Source organism: Bradyrhizobium ferriligni (genome assembly GCF_056837965.1).
Genome location: NZ_JBXEJO010000080.1, coordinates 1 through 16110, shown reverse-complemented (window position 1 = coordinate 16110; position 16110 = coordinate 1). Strand labels below are relative to the sequence as shown.

Sequence of the window (16110 nt, the reverse complement as noted above, 5' to 3'; positions counted from 1 at the left end):
ACCAAAGGCGGCCGCGCTCGGCGGAAAGCTGGCCTCACCTCTGCGCCGGATGCAGCCGCGGCCACTAGCCCTGAGCGGCGTAAGCGCGTAAATACCGCCCGCGCTCCCTCCTTCAACCCTCCGGGACCCGTTCATGAACGCCGCATCCACCGTCATTCCGCTTCCCCCGCAGCCCTCGCTTCCCGTCGTCGGCGAATCCGGCACCTATCCGGTCCGCCGCATCTGGTGCGTTGGCCGCAACTATCTCGAGCATATCAGGGAGATGGGCAATGACGAGCGCGCGCCGCCGTTCTTCTTCGGCAAGCATGCCGACATGCTGGTGCCCGATGGCGCGACCATCCCCTATCCGCCGCTGACCAAGGACCTGCATCACGAGGTCGAGCTGGTGGTGGCGATGAAGAGCGGCGGGCTGAACATTCCCGCCGACAAGGCGCTCGAGCATGTCTACGGCTATGCCGTCGGCATCGACCTGACCCGCCGCGACCTGCAGATCGCCTCGCGCAAGAAGGAGCGGCCGTGGGAGATCGGCAAGTCGTTCGACTATTCCGCGCCCTGCTCGGCGATCCAGCCGGCCGCGAAGATCGGCCACCCGACCGCGGGCAAGATCTGGCTCACCGTCAACGGCAAGGAAGCCCAGAAGGGCGACCTCACCGAGCTGATCTGGAACGTGCCTGAAATCATCTGGCAGCTCTCGCAGCAGGTGAAGCTCACCGCCGGCGACATCATCATGACCGGCACGCCCGCCGGCGTCTCGCAGCTGCAGGTGGGCGACAAGCTCGAATGCGGCGTCAACGGCGTCGGCAAGCTCGCGGTGACGATCGGCAAGCCGGAATAACCGCCTCAGGAACGAGGCCAGGCCCAAAGCCCCGGACTTCAGGTCCGGGGCTTTTTGCTGTGTGCGGTCAGCGCATAGTGCCGGGCATGCAGGGCGGCTCGGTGAAGGGGGCGGTCGCGAACGATCCAACCTTCGGCGCGCGCACGCAATCGGTGGTCTTGCTGCTGACCGTCGTTGTCGTCATCGAAGCATTGGCGCGCCGCACCGCAGCGTTGTTGCCGGCGGCGGACGCCTGCGTCGAACAGGCGGCTGCCGCAACCAGCGCAAGCGCTGCGAAGGTCAATTTGGTCATGGGATTTCTCCGTACGGTGGATGAAGCCGACCTAGCTCGGCTCCTGTGATCAAGGACCGCGCGCGCCCGGAAATTATTTCATCACGCGCGATCACCGCGCCGCGAGCGCCCGATCACATCAGATGGAGCGGGGAATACCGGAGCGACCGGAGCACTCCATGTCATCAAGGCCGCGCGCAAACGCGGCGATGACGGCATGGAGATTTTCATGATCGATCTTCGACGACCCGGCGTACGGCTTGGCTGGGCTGCGATTATGTCCGCGGCAATGGCGACCGCTTGCTTCGCACAGGCGGCGGTCCAGCAGCCCCGCGCCTATGCGTCAAACGAAACCGCGAGCAGGCCGTGGTCGGCGCCGGTCGGCCATCGCCAGCCGCGCGCCGCCGATGTTCCGGCGACGACATCGACATCGCAGCAGGTCATCGATCAGGAGGACGCGATCGTCGACCGCAAGATCAAGGGCATTTGCCGCGGCTGCTAGAGCATGATCCGGAAAAGTTGCGAAGCGGTTTTCCGAGCAGACCATGCTCAAAGCAAAGAGCCACACCTCGGTCTCCCCGGTGGCGGATCTTACTGCCGTTCGGCGGCCTGCGATGTGGCCGGCGCGAAATGCGTCTTCTCGTACTCGAGCCACAGCTCGAGCAGCGCCATGAAGGCCACCACCGCGCCGGCGGCGATGGCAAAATGCATCGCGCGGGTATGCGCGAAGCCGAGCAGCCAGGGCGAGACGATCAGCCAGCAGCCGACGACCAGGTTGATCCATTCTTCCCAGATCGAGAACGCGACGATCGCCGCCAGCGACATGATCGCTATCGCCGCGCCGCTGGTCCTGAGATCGATCGCCGCGGTCGGATTGGCCCGCACGAACAGCCACGGCGCGGCGAGCAGGAAGATCGCCGCGACGAGGTTATAGAGATCAAGCGTCGATTCCTTTCGCCATTTCATCATCTGCTGCTCCATTGCTGTCTCAAGCCCGACGTTCATGCGCGCCGGCCGCATTGATGTCTTTGCCGGTGAAGTCGGTCATCAGCGCGGTCGCGACCAGCGTGATGACGGCGCAGATCGCGATGTAGACCGCGATCGCGACCCACGAATGATAGGTGCCGAACAGCCACGCCGCGATCAGCGGCGCCGGACCGCCGGCGATGACGGATGCGAGCTGATAGCCGAGCGAGGCGCCGCTGTAGCGCAGCCGTCCGGTAAAGCTTTCGGCGATCAGCGCGGCCTGCGGCCCGTACTGCATGTCGTGCGGAATGAGCGAGAGAACGATCGCGAGGAAGATGATCGACGCCGATCCGGTATTGAGCATCGCGAAGTAGATGAAGCCGAAGATGCCGGTCACCAACGCGCCGATCATGTACATGTTCTTGCGGCCGATCTGGTCGGACAGATGCCCGAACACCGGGATCGAGACGAACGACAGCACCGAGGCCGCGAGCACCGCGGTGAGCAGGAAATCGCGCGAGACGTGCAGCGTGCCGGTGCCGTAGGAGAACACGAAGGCGGTGAAGATGTAGAACGGCGCCTGCTCGGACATCCGCGCGAAGGCGGACAGCAGGATCTCCTTCGGATGATCGCGGATCACCGTCAGCATCGGCGTGCGGTCGAGTTGACGCTCGGCCAGCAGCCTGGTGAAGACAGGCGTTTCCAGAATGCCGAGCCGGATGTAGAGGCCGACGCCGACCAGGACGATGCTGAGCGCGAACGGAACGCGCCAGCCCCACGACAGGAACTGGTCACCCGACATCTGGCTGAAAGCCAGCACCGCGAGATTGGCGAGGAACAGCCCGCAGGGCACGCCGAATTGCGGCCACGACGCGATCAGGCCGCGGGAGCGATCGTTGCGCGCCCATTCCATCGACATCAGCACCGAGCCGCCCCATTCGCCGCCGACGCCGACGCCCTGGATGAAGCGCAGCACGGTCAGGATCACCGCGCCCCAGATGCCGATGCTGGAATAGGTCGGCACCAATGCGACCGCAGCGGTCGCCAGGCCCATCAACAGCAGCGTCGCGATCAGCGTCGACTTGCGGCCGATGCGGTCGCCATAGTGCCCGAAGATCGCAGCCCCGATCGGCCGCGCGACGAAGCCGACCGCATAGATGGCGAAGGCCTCCAGCGTGCCGACCCAGGGATCGGAATGCGGAAAGAACAGTTTTGCGAAAACCAGGCCGGTGACGGTGCTGTAGAGGAAGAAGTCATACCACTCGATCGCGGTCCCGACCGTGGAGGCGATCACCGCACGGCGCATCTGGAGCTGGTGCTCGGAGGGTGTGAGCTGGTTGGCGTCGAGGCCGGGGGTTGGACGAAGCGTTGGGCCAAATGTTGCCATCGGGGTGTGTCCCTCGCGCAGGCCCCCCGGACGGATATTGACGGTGGTTCGTTTGAGTACGAACGATAACGCGCCCCGGAAAGTTCCACCGGAAGGGGACCGTCGAGGCTTGAACTTTAGTCGGCCTTCAGTCGGCCATGGCGAGCGACAGGTCGCAACGCGCCGAACGCGTCGTCCGCCACGGCTCGCCCACCGGGTGGCGGACCATGCTTCGCATGGCTGCCGGAGGCGCCCGGCAGCCGCCGGGCGCTCCGTCAATCTGCCGCGCTTCGTCTCATGACAGGCCGAGGGCGCGCCCGTCGCTGCGCGGATCGTGCGCCCCGGTGATGCTTCCGTCGGCGTCGATCCGGATCGCACCCGGATGTCCCGCGAGCGGGCTCTGGGCCGGTATCGGACTGATTTCGTGGCCTCGCCCGGCGAGCGCCTTGAAGACCTCTTCACCGGCATCCTTCTCCAGCTTCAGGCTGTCGCGCGCATCGGAGAACGTCTTGCCGAGCAGGAAGCGCGGTCGCGACAGCGCGGTGAGCGGATCCATGTTGTAGTCGATCAGCCGGGTCAGCACCGCCGCGAGCGTCTGCGGCTGCCCGTCGGCTCCCTGCGTGCCATACAGCAGATGCGGCCGTCCGCCCTTGAGATAGATTCCCGGATTGAGCGTGTGGAACGGTCGCTTGCCCGGCTTGAGGCAGTTGGGGCTGGCCGGGTCGAGGTTGAACGACGCACCGCGGTTGTGCCAGATGATGCCGGTGTCGCCGGCCACCATGCCGCTTCCCCAATCGTAGTAGACGGTTTGCAGCATGCTGACGCAATTGCCGTCCCGGTCGGTCGCGGCGAGATAAACCGTGTCGCCCTTCTTGAACACGTGCGGCCAGGGCATCGCCTTCTCGAGGCTGATCGCCTTCGCGCGCGCGTCGAGGTAGCTCGCCGAGAGCAGCTGATTGACCGGAACGTCGACGAATTCCGGATCGCCGATGTAGCGGCCGCGGTCGATGAAGGCCTGCTTCACCGCTTCGACCAGCAGGTGATAGTAGTCCGCGCTCCCTTCCGGATATTTCGCGAGCTCGAAGCGGTCGAGAATGCCCATGATCTCGAGCGTCGTGAGACCCTGCGTCGGCGGGCGCAGCCCGAGCAGCTCGCCGCCGCGATAGCCGACGCGCAACGGCGTCTCGTCGCGCGCGCGGCAGCGCGCCAGATCGTCGGCGGTCAGCGGCGAGCCGATCTGCTTCAGTCCGGCCGCAATGCGCGCGGCGAGCTTTCCTTCGTAGAAATCACGCCCGCCATTTGCCGCCAGCATCTCCAGCGATTTCGCGAGTTCGGCCTGAACCAGCGGTTCGCCGATTTCAGGCATCCGGCCGGCGGGCATGAAGATGCGCTGGATGTCGGGCCAGTCCTTCAGGTTCTTCGCTTCCATGTCCTGCCAGAAGCGCTGCGACGGCGTGACCGGGAAGCCCTTGCTGGCGTATTCGATCGGCCGCGCGAACAGCGACGCCCAGCTCTGCTTTCCGGACCAGGACTTGCGGCTGAAATCGAACGCCTGGTCCCAGACGTCGACGGTCGTGGCCGCGGTCAGCGCCGACCCCGGCCCCCGGATCGGGACCGAGCCGCTGTAGTTCGGCAGGTTGAGCGCGGCCTGACCTGCGCCGGACAGCGTCCGCACATTCCCCGTGCGGTCACTGATCACCATGAAGCTGTCGCCGCCGAGACCGCTGAAATGCGGATAGGTCACGCACAGCGTGGCACCGATGGCGATGACCGCCTCGATCGCATTGCCGCCCTTGCGCAGCACCTCGAGCCCGGCTTGCGTCGCGAGCTCGTGCGGGCTCGTCACCATGCCGGTCTTCGATCGCGCCAGCGCGCCCGTATTGTCGAGGGCCCAGAGCGGTCGCGGCGCCGCCGCGGCGACCGCCGTGAGCATGGACCCGACCAGCAACTCCCTGCGCGACATGCCAAGATTGGCCATTCGACTTCCCTCCCCGTTTCCTCGTTGTGTCGATGTTGTGCGATCGCGGGCTGCGGACACCGCGACGTCCAAATCCCCGAAGGAACGCCACTGGCATTTGGCATACCAAGAATGAAGAAAATTCTTACTTCGGTCAAGCCCGTTGAGAAGGCGCGAGCGAGGTCGAGCCCGCCCCTGCCCCGATCACGATGGTCGCAAAATCGATGCGGGGGCCGCGCCGGGGTCTAAGCCCGATCGCTGCGGCGGTACGGCACGTAACCCGGCGTCCAGATCTTGGCGTGAATCCGCGCCTCGACCTGGTCGATCGGAACGTCCCTCGCCAATCCCTCCTTGTGGGCCTGCAGCGCGACCGCAAGCGCCACGGTCTGCGAGACCTCGCGCAGCGCGCTGACCGGCGGCAGCAGATTGTGCTTCGGGTTGTCGCGCGCCGGCGAGACGCTGGCCAGCGCCTTGGCGGCGGCCATGAACATGCCGTCGCTGACCCGGCTGGCGCCGACCGCGAGCGCGCCGACGCCGACACCCGGGAAGATGTAGGAGTTGTTGGTCTGGTCGACCTTGAAGCGCGCGCCGTCGCGCATGATCGGCGGGAACGGGCTGCCGACACCGATCAGCGCCCGCCCCTCCGTCCACGCCTCGATATCGACCGGTGTCGCTTCCTCGCGCGAGGTCGGGTTGGACAGCGGGAAGATCACCGGCCGCTTGTTGCATTCGGCCATCGCGCGGACGATCGGTTCGGAGAATGCGCCGGCCTGGCCGGAGACGCCGATCAGCACGGTCGGCCTGGCGTTGCGCACGACGTCGAGCAGCGCGATTTTGTCGGGATGGCTGAGCTGCCAGCCCGCGATCGCCTGCCTGTTCTGCACGAACGGAAGCTGGAACGGGGCGAGCCCGCTCATGCCCTCGAGCAGCAGCCCGTCGCGGTCGACCATGAAGAAGCGCTTCGCCGCCTCGCTCTCCGACAGGCCGGCATCGATCATCGCGGCGCGGATCAGGCTGGCGATGCCGCAGCCGGCCGAGCCCGCGCCGAGCACGGCGACCCGCTGCTCGGTGAGCGGCACGCCGGTGACGTTGATCGCGGAGAGCAAGGCGCCGGTCGCCACCGCCGCGGTGCCCTGAATGTCATCGTTGAAGGTCAAGAGCCGGTCGCGATAGCGCTCGAGCATGCGCGTCGCGTTGTTCTTGGCGAAATCCTCCCATTGCAGCAGGACGCGCGGCCAGCGCTTCACCACCGCCCCGACGAACGCCTCGATGAAGTCGTCATAGGCCTGGCCGCGGACGCGCTCGTTGCGCCAGCCGACATAGAGCGGATCGGCGAGGCAATCGGGATTGTCGGTGCCGACGTCGAGCATGATCGGCAGGGTCGTCGCCGGATGCAGGCCGCCGCAGCCGGTGTAGAGCGCGAGCTTGCCGATCGGGATGCCCATGCCGCCGGCGCCCTGGTCGCCGAGGCCGAGGATGCGCTCGCCGTCAGTGACGACGATCGCCTCGACGTGATCGAAGCGCGGATGGGCGAAAATGCGGTCGATCCGGTGCTGATGCGGGATGCTGAGGAACAGCCCGCGCGGCTTGCGGAACAGCCGACTGAATTTTTGGCAGCCCTCGCCGACGGTCGGCGTGTAGACGATCGGCAACAGCTCTTCCAAATTGCCGACCAGAAGCGCGTAGAACAGCGTCTCGTTGGTGTCCTGTAGCTCGCGCAGAAAGGCATAGCGCTCGATATCGGTCTCAAAGCCGCGCAACGCCTCGAGGCGGCGTGAGACCTGCTCGTCCAGCGTCAGGATATTGGGCGGCAACAGGCCGTGCAGGTCGAACGCCTCGCGCTCGGCCTCGGAGAACGCCGTGCCCTTGTTCAGCTGCGGATCGGCCAGCAGCTCGTAGCCGCTCAGCGCGGTGGTCGCAAACGCTCCTGATGACTCCGACATGACAAGGTCCCCTCAATGCGAAATGCCGGATACGACTGTATCACTTCAGTGTAACGGATCGAGAGTGAAGGGCGTCGTGCTGCGCCAAGCGGAATGTTGGCTAAGAGGCGATGAACGGTCGTCCAGGTTCCGGCAACCCACTCCCGCTACGCCTGCGGACAGACATACGTTGGTATGACTTCTCTATTCCTTGTCATGACCTGTGCTGACGCTCGTACAATTGAGCAATGGAGAGACCATTTTATGCTCGGGGCTACTCCAGCGGACGCACAAATAGCTCCGAACTTCACTCCTCGGAGGCGCGACTAACAGTAGCGATCCTCGTTCTACAGAGGGCGCGAGTTGTGCTCCCGAATCTGTGATCAGGATCACTGCTCCGATTCGTGAATAGCAAGACCGTCACGCATGCGGGTTGTTCGAGGAACACTCAAATGATCGTCAACATTCAGAAGCTTAATGGCCTGTGGCACCTTATCGTCGGGTCGTGCAAGATCCGAACTCCATTCGTGGAGACGCAGGACCGGGAGTGGGTCGTCGCGTACGCCCGGCGCGTCTACCCCGGCGCCAAGGTCTTCGAACGCGACTGATCCTGGCCGTTTCGCTCCTCACGCCCGCACTTCGGACCGTGTGCTGCAGTGCTCTGCACAACCTCATTTGTCCGGTTAGTAGCAATGGTTGATCTGCTCAAGTTATGAGCGCATCCCGCCATAAGTCCTGGACTTCGGACATCGCGCATTTCTCAGTATGCGTCCCGGAAAACAAGCCTCGGAGCTCGCTCCGCGGGGTCTTGGACGCGGCGGCCTTAGCCGCCGCGTCGTGATCGGACCCGCTAGTTCGCCAAGGGCTGAAGGCGCTGGCGCACGCCCACATTGGCTTGCTCGATCGCCGCCTCTGTGGAGGGCTCATGGCGCAGGGCGTTCAGCAGCATGAAGTCGTGGATAGTCCCGTTGTAACGAACCGCATCGACGCTGACGCCTGCCTGCTTTAACTTGCGCGCGTAGGCTTCACCCTCGTCGCGCAGAGGATCGTTCTCAGCGGTGATCACGAGCGCGGGTGGCAGGCCCTTGAGGTGATCGATGCTGGCGCGGAGCGGCGAGACATAGGGATTGTCTCGGGTCCGAGCGTCCGGTGCATAGAGGTCCCAGCCATATTTCATGAAAGCGCGCGCCAGGAAGCGTCCTGTTCCATACTCGCGGTACGACTCGGTATCGACGCTCGCGTCTGTCGCCGGAACAAAGAGTATCTGGTAACCGACCTTGGGCCCGTTGCGGTCCTTCGCCATCATAGTAAGCGCGGCGGTCATGTTGCCGCCGACGGAATTGCCGGCCACCGCAATGCGGCTGCCATCCGCGCCAAACTCACCTGCATGCGCGGCAACGCATTTCAGCGCGGCATAGCATTCCTCCAGCTGCGTCGGAAACTTCGCCGACGGAAGCGGCGTGTATTCGACGAACACACCAATCTGGCCCGAACCGACGACGAGGTCACGCAAGAGGCGCTGGTGGTTCTGGAAGTTACCGACGATCCAGACGCCGCCGTGGATGAAAAGCAGCACACCCGGCTTTTCTCCGACGTGCTCTGGCTTCATGATGAACAGCTTCACCATGCGACCGTCCTGACTGATCGTCCGTTCGGTCGTCGTGACGCCGGACATATCGACGGCGGTTTGCGATTGGAGACCGGATAGAATCTCCTGCGGCTTCGGCTGCGGCAATTCCCAGAAGGGACTTCCGTCCTTGTTGATCTTGGCGAGGAAGGACCGAATCTGAGGATCAATCCGCGGATCGATCGCGGCGTCGGGCGCCGCTGCGACAACGTGGGTCACGAGATTTGCTCCGATAATCAAGGCTGCGAGTTTCGCAATTCGGCTCAAGGGAGAGCTCCGTCTGTTCGTCTGTGGAGCCTGGTCGCGCCATCCGGACGAGAGCAGGCCTCAGCCAACATTAGGAAGCAGCTTCCCCTGCGTCTGTCCCGTGCCTGCTGTTGTTTTGACCGATCTTGCAGCGCCGCTATCGTGCCTTTTGCCGGTACTCCGCCGGCGTGACGCCGGTCGCCCTTTTGAAGGCACGCGTAAAACTCGATTGCGAGGAGAACCGGGACTTTAGTGCGATTTCGCTCAGAGACGACCTGTTCGTCGCTAGCAACGCCTTCGCCGCCTCGAGGCGGCGCTGGCTGACGTAACGATGCGGAGGCACCCCCATTGCCGCAGCGAACGCCCGAGTAAAATGAAAGACGCTGAGACAAGCGACGTCGGCGAGTTCAGTTACCGTAACGTCGTCATCGATATGCTCTTCGACGTAGGCGAGCACGCGCTTCAGCCTGCCATTTTCCAAACGTTGAGCGGAGACCGACACGCCGCCGGCGATCATGGACTCGGCGTGCGCTTGCATGAGCCGCGCAGCGAGGAAGAGTGACGAGGTTTCCGCCAGCATGCGCCCCGCCGCGGTCGGGCATTCCATCTCCGACAGCATCGACAGCCCGATCTGCCTGATCATTTCATCCTGCACACCGGATGAGTAGCGGACCGAATTGCCAGGCAGTAGGGGCAGATTGTAATCATGACTTAGCCGCGCAAATGCCGAAGTGGGCACATACAAGTGCAGGGCGCGCACCTCGCTCGCGGAGATACGGATTTCGTCGGCCTTGGCTCCGACCGGATTGAGCCAGATTGTCCCTGTCTGCAACGGCACCGGGTGCCATTTTCCGGCCACCTTGCAGGTCGCGACGGCCTCATCCGAACCACGGACCGCTACGGTCACTTCGACGTGCGACGCGACGGTGGAAGGCTGTCCTTGCCAGCTGCGGTGCGTTCGAAGGTCGGCGGATATTGTTGCCCAGCCCAAGCCATCGGACGACCTGAGCAGCGTCGAATCCGGGTACTTCAGATTTCCCTGTGTTTGGCCTTGCATGAGATCTCCAAGCCGCCTTGCGGGACCACTTAAGACTGCGTAAGCGCATCCCAAGCAGAAAGGCAATATCCGCGCCACAGCCGCTCCGGCTATCGTTCAAGCTCTCGTTTGGGTCAAAAAGGCCACACAAGTCCTGAGCACATGCCGCTGCTGCTCCAGAGAGCGGGCGTCGCGCATCGCTGATTGCACGCCCAAAAAAGCTCCGGGGCTTTTGCTTTCAACGCGGCAACGCCTCTGCAATCAGTGCAGCGCCGACATTACGATCAGGCCGAGGATCAGCGCGGTCGCGGAATATTTGAGCGTGTAATACACGTTCCGATTCCACTCCTTGACCTTGCGGCTGGCGAGATGGACCTCGTAGAGCTTGCCGAACACCTTGTTCAGCGCGCCGACATGCTCGCCGTCGACGTTCTGGGTGGCCGACGCCTTGACGATGTTGTGGCTGACCCAGCGGTTCATCGCCGTCATGAAGCCGTACTTCATCGGGCGCTCGACGTCGCAGAACAGGATGATGCGGTTGACGTCGGTCTTGTTTTCGGCGCTGTGGATGAAGGTCTCGTCGAACATGAAGGCCTCGCCGTCGCGCCAGACGCATTCGACACCGTCGACGAGGATGCGGCACTGTTTCGAGTTCGGCGTCACCAGGCCAAGGTGATAGCGCAGCGAGCCGGCGAAGGGATCGCGGTGCGCCCCAAGCTTGCCGCCCGGCGGCAGCATCGCGAACATCGCGCCATGCACGCTCGGGATCGAGTTGAGCAGCTCCACCGTCTTCGGGCACAGCGTCCGCGCCGAGGGCAGGAAGTCGTCGTACCATTTCAGATAGAAGCGCTTCCAGCCGCTCTTGAAGAAGGAATAGAAGCCCCAGTCGTTGTTCTTGGCCGCGGCGCGGATGAAGCCCTCGTCGAACAGCCGCGTGGCCTCGTCGCGGATCGTCTCCCAATTGTCGGAGAGCTTCTTGAGCTCGGGAAACTGCTCGACCGGGATCACCGGCGTGTTGGGCACCGCGGAGCCGGCATACATCAGCACATTGTAGGGCGCGAGGTAGGTCGAGTGATCGCCGAGCTGGCGGGCGAAGCGCAACCGCTGCTTGCCGCGGAAGTGAACGTAGAGCGTAGAGGCCACCAGCACGTAAAGAATGACGAGCTGCGGCGCGAAGAGCTGTCTCAACATGATCCGTCTATGATCGCTGCCCGCCGACGCCCTTCGTGCCCGCCCCGCAGGAGCCTTACCCTTCACGGGTGGCCCGGTCCGGGCGGCGAAACGCGTCGCCGTCCGCGAAAATTCCCCTGTTTCATAGTGACTTGGCACTGCGGCGCGGTCTGACAAATGAGCCGGAAGCCTTGCCGCGGTGCCGTCCCGGATGAGCCACGTAAGCGTTCGCTCACCAAATGTGAAGCGCCGTGCCGCGCCGGCGCCAACCTTGTGACACTATTCACACACTTAATTCGCCATTGACAAACCGATTAGACAATTCCTAATCCTGAGATGACCCGCCGAAGAGCGCGGACACCCAGAGGGAGGAATGATGAGACAGTTTCTGGCGGCAGCCATTGTCGCGGCGATGACCACGGCCGCTCACGCCCAGGTTTCGGATGACGTCGTGCGCATCGGGGTGCTGACCGACCTGTCGAGCTGGGGCCGCGACAATTCGGGCCCGGGTTCGGTCGAGGCGGCCAAGATGGCGGTGGAGGAATTCGGCCCCACCGTGCTCGGCAAGCCGATCGAGATCATCTCCGCCGACCACCAGATGAAGACCGATGTCGGCGTACAGATCGTGCGCGGCTGGTTCGATAACGGCAAGGTCGACGCCGTCGTCGACATCCCGAATTCCGGCATCGCGATCGCCGTGCACAACATGGTGCGCGAGCGCAACAAGATCGCGCTCCTCTCCGGTCCCGGCGCGAGCTCGCTGACCGACGAACTGTGCAGCCCCAACACGGTGCATTTCGCCTACGACACGTACGCACTGTCCAAGGTGACGGCCTCGGCCGTGATCAAGGAAGGCGGCAAGTCCTGGTTCTTCGTCACCGCGGATTACGCCTTCGGCCAGCAGCTCGAGAAGGACGCGACGCGCTTCATCAACGAGATGGGCGGCAAGGTGCTCGGCAGCGTCAAGCATCCGACCAACACCGCCGACTTCTCCTCCTTTGCGCTACAGGCGCAGAGCTCGAAGGCCGACGTGGTGGCGTTCGCCAATGCCGGCCAGGACACCGACAATTCGATCAAGCAGTCCGGCGAGTTCGGCCTCGTGCAGGACGGCCAGAAGCTGGTCGGCCTTTTGATGTTCGACACCGACGTGCATGCGATCGGACTCAACGCCGCGCAGGGCACCTACATGACGACGTCGTCGTACTGGAACATGGACGAGAAAACGCGCGCCTGGTCAAAGAAGTTCTACGCCCGCGCCAATGTGATGCCGACCATGATCCAGACCGGCGTCTACGGCTCGGTGCTCCATTATCTCAAGGCGATCCAGGCCGCCGGCACCGACGATCCCAAAGCGGTGATGGCCAAGATGCGCGAGCTGCCGATCGAGGACACCTTCGTGCATGGCGGCAAGCTGCGCGAGGACGGCCGCGTGATCCGCGACATGTATCTGGCGAAGGTGAAGAAGCCTTCGGAATCCAAGGAGCCGTGGGATTATCTCGACATCGTCAAGACGGTGAAGGGCGAGGACGCGTATCGTCCGGTCTCCGAGTCGAAGTGCCCACTGCTCAAGAAATAGGATCGATCGCGTGGCCAACGAAGAAGCTTATGATTGCGACGCGCTGGTCGTCGGCTCCGGCTGCGCCGGGCTGTCGGCGGCGGTCACCGCCGGCCATCACGGCCTCAAGGTCCTGGTGGTCGAGAAGGAGCTGCGGTTCGGCGGCACCACCGCCCGCTCCGGCGGCTGGCTGTGGATTCCCGGCACCTCGCTGGCCAAGGCCTGGGGCATCGAGGAGAGCCCCGATCAGGCGAAAACCTATCTGCGCCATGAGGCCGGCAACAGCTTTGACGCTGCGCGCGTCGATGCGTTCCTGACCGAGGGGCCGAAGGCGGTCGACTTCTTCACCACCAGCACCGCGGTGCGCTTCGACATGCCGCTGACCTTCCCGGACTATCATGCGGAAGCGCCCGGCGGCGCGCAGGGCGGCCGCTCGATGGTGACGCGGCCGTTCGACGCCCACGAGCTCGGCGACGCCCTCAAGGATCTCGGCAGCCCCCTGCCCGAGCTCACCGTGTTCGGCATGATGCTCGGCTCCGGCAAGGAGATCGTGCATTTCATGCGCGCGACGAGATCGCTGACCTCGGCGGCCTATGTCGCCAAACGGCTGTCGAAACACGCCATCGACGTGATGCGCAACGGCCGCGGCATGACGCTGACCAACGGCAACGCGCTTGCCGGCCGGCTGGCGAAATCCGCTTTCGACCTCAAGATCCCGCTCTGGCTCAACTCGCCGGTGCGCGAATTGATCGTCGAGAACGGTGTGGTGCGCGGCGCAATCGTCGTGCGCGAAGGGCGCACGATCCGCGTCAACGCCAAGCATGGCGTGGTGCTCGCCTGCGGTGGCTTTCCGCACGACGTCGCACGACGGCAGAAGATGTTTCCGCATGCGCCGACCGGAAAAGAGCATTACTCGCCGGGCCCTGTCGGCAACACCGGCGACGGCTTGCGCCTTGCGGAATCCGCCGGCGGCCGCGTCGACGACTCGTTGCCGAATGCCGCAGCCTGGGTGCCGGTCTCGGTCACGACGCGCAAGGACGGCTCGAAGGGCGTGATGCCGCATTTCATCGATCGCGCCAAGCCGGGCGTGATCGCGGTGATGGCCGACGGCAGGCGCTTTGCCAATGAAGGCAATTCCTACCACGACTTCGTGCAGGCGATGATCAAGGCGGCGAAGCCCGGCGAGGAGATTGCGGCACATCTCATCTGCGATCACGAGACGCTCCGCAAATATGGCCTCGGCTGCGTGCCGCCGCGCCCGATGCCGCTCGGCCATCATCTGAAGACCGGCTATCTCAAGCGCGGCGCGACGCTTTCAGAACTCGCCGCGCAGGCCGGCATCGACGCCAAGGCGCTCGAGACGACCGTCGCGGAGTTCAACACAACCGCGGCGGAGGGCCGTGACCCCGCCTTCGGCAAGGGCTCGCGCGCCTATAACCGCTACCAGGGCGATACGCTGCACGGGCCCAACCCCTGCATCGCGCCGATCCAGCGCGGGCCGTTCTACGCCATCAAGATGGTGATCGGCGATCTCGGCACCTATGCCGGCATAAGGACCGACGCCAATGCCCGCGCGCTCGACGCCGACGGCCAGCCGATCGCCGGCCTCTATGCCGCCGGCAACGACATGGCGAGCATCATGGGCGGCAACTATCCCGGCGCCGGCATCACGCTCGGGCCCGCGCTGACCTTCGGCTACATCGCGGGCAAGCACATTGCAGGTGTGGCAGCGGAGCAGAGGGGCAGTTCAAACCCGTCATCCTGAGGCGCGAGCGGAGCGAGCCTCGAAGGATGCACGGCCACCAGTGGGGCCGTCGACCCTTCGAGACGCACGCGAGATGCGCGCTCCTCAGGGTGACGGTGATAGAGGCGGATATGACGCGCCAGATTGATCCCGCCGCCTCGCGTCTCGCGGACGGCAAGGTTTTCCAGCTAAGTGCGAATCCGGAACGCGAACAGGGCCACATGACGAGAGAGAGCCGCGGCATACAGTCGATCGAGGTCGGCGGAGAATTGCTCCGCGCGCTGGCCCGCAGCGGCGAACCGATGATGCTGCGCGATCTCGCGCGCGAAGCCGGCATGCCGCCGGCCAAGGCGCATCCCTATCTGGTCAGCTTTTCCCGCATCGGCCTGATCGAGCAGGACGAGGTCACCGGCCGTTACGAGATCGGGGCGCTGGCGCTCGAGCTCGGCCTGATCAGCCTGCGCCGGCAGTCCGCGGTGCGGATCGCGACGCCGCGGATCGCAACGCTCGCCGACAGCATCAATCACGCGGTGTCGCTGTCGGTCTGGGGCACCCACGGCGCGACCGTGGTGCGGCTCGAGGAGCCGAGCCATCCGGTGCATATCGCGATGCGCGTCGGATCGGTGGTGGCGCTGCTCGAGACCGCGACCGGCCGCGCCTTCGCCGCCTTCATGCCGCCGAACGCGATCAGGACCGCGCTCGAGAGCGGCCTCGATCGCCTCGGCGTCGGCTACAATCCGAAACGTGCGCCGGTGGACGCGAAGACGGACGAGATCCTCGCCGAGGTCCGCAGCCGCGGGCTGGCGCGGGCGATCGGAGATCCCCTGCCCGGTGTCAACGCCTTCGCCGCGCCGGTGTTCGATCACGCCGGCCACGTCGCGCTGGTCATCACCGCGATGGGGCCGGAAGGCACCTTCGACGCCAGCTGGGACAGTGCGATCGCAACTGCGTTGCGGGCCTGCGCCGGCGATATCTCACGGCAGCTGGGGCACGGCACGGCGCGGGCTGTCGATATTGAGGTGAAGTGATCCGAGTGTTCTGCCGCTCTCTCATGCGTATGCGCGGGTGATTACACCGAGAGCTTGGCAGACATCATGAACCCAGAACCATCCTCATCGTCGTCCCGGCGAAGGCCGGGACCCATAACCACCGAAGTTCATTGTTGTGCGATGCTGGAATGACGAGTCCCGCCGACTACATCCGCCGCGGCGTATGGGTCCCTGTGTCTTGGAAGTCTGTCAGGATGTGGTGGGCGGGAAGCCGTTGGGTCCTTGGCGCTTGACGCCGCGAGCCGGCTCGGTCTCCCGCCCGTTCCATCTATCAACCTGAACAGTTGCACGAGGCTGCGCCAACAGACCTCGCATCACAGGGACAGGCACCGTGATCATAGCTCTTCGTTACGTCGGAATCGACAT

At 64.5% G+C, this 16110-nt stretch carries 14 protein-coding genes; 6 read left to right on the top strand and 8 right to left on the bottom strand.

All coding sequences use genetic code 11. The features are described 5' to 3' along the window. The first annotated feature begins 133 nt into the window (after positions 1 to 133). Positions 134 to 835 (top strand): fumarylacetoacetate hydrolase family protein, encoded by a 702-nt coding sequence (locus AC1VNY_RS35010; RefSeq protein ID WP_018272631.1) that lies wholly within the window; start codon positions 134 to 136, stop codon positions 833 to 835. A gap of 67 nt (positions 836 to 902) precedes the next feature. On the opposite strand, the gene AC1VNY_RS35005 is transcribed toward AC1VNY_RS35010, so the two are convergent. Next, the gene (locus tag AC1VNY_RS35005; RefSeq protein WP_080650390.1) at positions 903 to 1127 is read right to left on the bottom strand and encodes a hypothetical protein; all 225 of its coding nucleotides are present in this window, start codon (positions 1125 to 1127) and stop codon (positions 903 to 905) included. A 208-nt stretch (positions 1128 to 1335) separates the two neighbouring features. Here AC1VNY_RS35005 and AC1VNY_RS35000 point away from each other — a divergent pair, with 208 nt between their 5' ends. After that, a complete protein-coding gene (locus tag AC1VNY_RS35000) occupies positions 1336 to 1608 on the top strand; it encodes a hypothetical protein (RefSeq protein WP_063710734.1) in 273 nt (90 codons plus the stop codon). An 89-nt stretch (positions 1609 to 1697) separates the two neighbouring features. On the opposite strand, the gene AC1VNY_RS34995 is transcribed toward AC1VNY_RS35000, so the two are convergent. From AC1VNY_RS34995 to AC1VNY_RS34980, 4 genes are all read right to left on the bottom strand, one after another. Continuing rightward, on the bottom strand, positions 1698 to 2075 hold the full coding sequence (locus AC1VNY_RS34995; protein ID WP_129965142.1) for an SPW repeat protein: 378 nt from the start codon (positions 2073 to 2075) through the stop codon (positions 1698 to 1700). A gap of 19 nt (positions 2076 to 2094) precedes the next feature. Then, complete coding sequence (locus tag AC1VNY_RS34990) at positions 2095 to 3459, bottom strand: MFS transporter (protein ID WP_482408596.1); 1365 nt, start codon at positions 3457 to 3459, stop codon at positions 2095 to 2097. A 274-nt stretch (positions 3460 to 3733) separates the two neighbouring features. Continuing rightward, the gene (gene ggt, locus AC1VNY_RS34985) at positions 3734 to 5416 is read right to left on the bottom strand and encodes a gamma-glutamyltransferase (RefSeq protein ID WP_482408595.1); all 1683 of its coding nucleotides are present in this window, start codon (positions 5414 to 5416) and stop codon (positions 3734 to 3736) included. A gap of 224 nt (positions 5417 to 5640) precedes the next feature. Then, entirely contained in the window at positions 5641 to 7338 is a 1698-nt protein-coding gene (locus tag AC1VNY_RS34980) for an NAD-dependent malic enzyme (RefSeq protein WP_482408594.1), read from the bottom strand. A 431-nt stretch (positions 7339 to 7769) separates the two neighbouring features. Between AC1VNY_RS34980 and AC1VNY_RS34975 the strand changes: the two genes are divergently transcribed. Then, positions 7770 to 7925, top strand: a complete 156-nt coding sequence (locus AC1VNY_RS34975) for a hypothetical protein (RefSeq protein WP_018272638.1) — start codon at positions 7770 to 7772, stop codon at positions 7923 to 7925. Between the two features lie 242 nt (positions 7926 to 8167). Here the strand turns inward: AC1VNY_RS34975 and AC1VNY_RS34970 are convergent, their stop codons facing one another. The 3 genes from AC1VNY_RS34970 to AC1VNY_RS34960 all read right to left on the bottom strand — a co-directional run bounded on the left by AC1VNY_RS34970 (position 8168) and on the right by AC1VNY_RS34960 (position 11417). Beyond that, a complete protein-coding gene (locus AC1VNY_RS34970) occupies positions 8168 to 9211 on the bottom strand; it encodes an alpha/beta hydrolase (protein ID WP_482408593.1) in 1044 nt (347 codons plus the stop codon). A 136-nt stretch (positions 9212 to 9347) separates the two neighbouring features. After that, positions 9348 to 10247 carry a helix-turn-helix domain-containing protein gene (locus AC1VNY_RS34965; RefSeq protein WP_482408592.1) on the bottom strand — a complete coding sequence of 300 codons (900 nt, stop codon included), beginning with the start codon at positions 10245 to 10247 and terminating at the stop codon, positions 9348 to 9350. Positions 10248 to 10487: 240 nt separating this feature from the next. Next, positions 10488 to 11417 (bottom strand): aspartyl/asparaginyl beta-hydroxylase domain-containing protein, encoded by a 930-nt coding sequence (locus AC1VNY_RS34960; RefSeq protein WP_482408591.1) that lies wholly within the window; start codon positions 11415 to 11417, stop codon positions 10488 to 10490. A 352-nt stretch (positions 11418 to 11769) separates the two neighbouring features. Here AC1VNY_RS34960 and AC1VNY_RS34955 point away from each other — a divergent pair, with 352 nt between their 5' ends. The 3 genes from AC1VNY_RS34955 to AC1VNY_RS34945 all read left to right on the top strand — a co-directional run bounded on the left by AC1VNY_RS34955 (position 11770) and on the right by AC1VNY_RS34945 (position 15723). Next, positions 11770 to 12972 carry an ABC transporter substrate-binding protein gene (locus AC1VNY_RS34955; RefSeq protein WP_482408590.1) on the top strand — a complete coding sequence of 401 codons (1203 nt, stop codon included), beginning with the start codon at positions 11770 to 11772 and terminating at the stop codon, positions 12970 to 12972. Between the two features lie 10 nt (positions 12973 to 12982). Further along, the gene (locus AC1VNY_RS34950) at positions 12983 to 14716 is read left to right on the top strand and encodes an FAD-dependent oxidoreductase (protein WP_482408589.1); all 1734 of its coding nucleotides are present in this window, start codon (positions 12983 to 12985) and stop codon (positions 14714 to 14716) included. Between the two features lie 200 nt (positions 14717 to 14916). Continuing rightward, positions 14917 to 15723, top strand: coding sequence for an IclR family transcriptional regulator (locus AC1VNY_RS34945; RefSeq protein WP_026193034.1), 807 nt, complete (start codon positions 14917 to 14919; stop codon positions 15721 to 15723). The last annotated feature ends 387 nt before the right edge of the window (positions 15724 to 16110 follow it).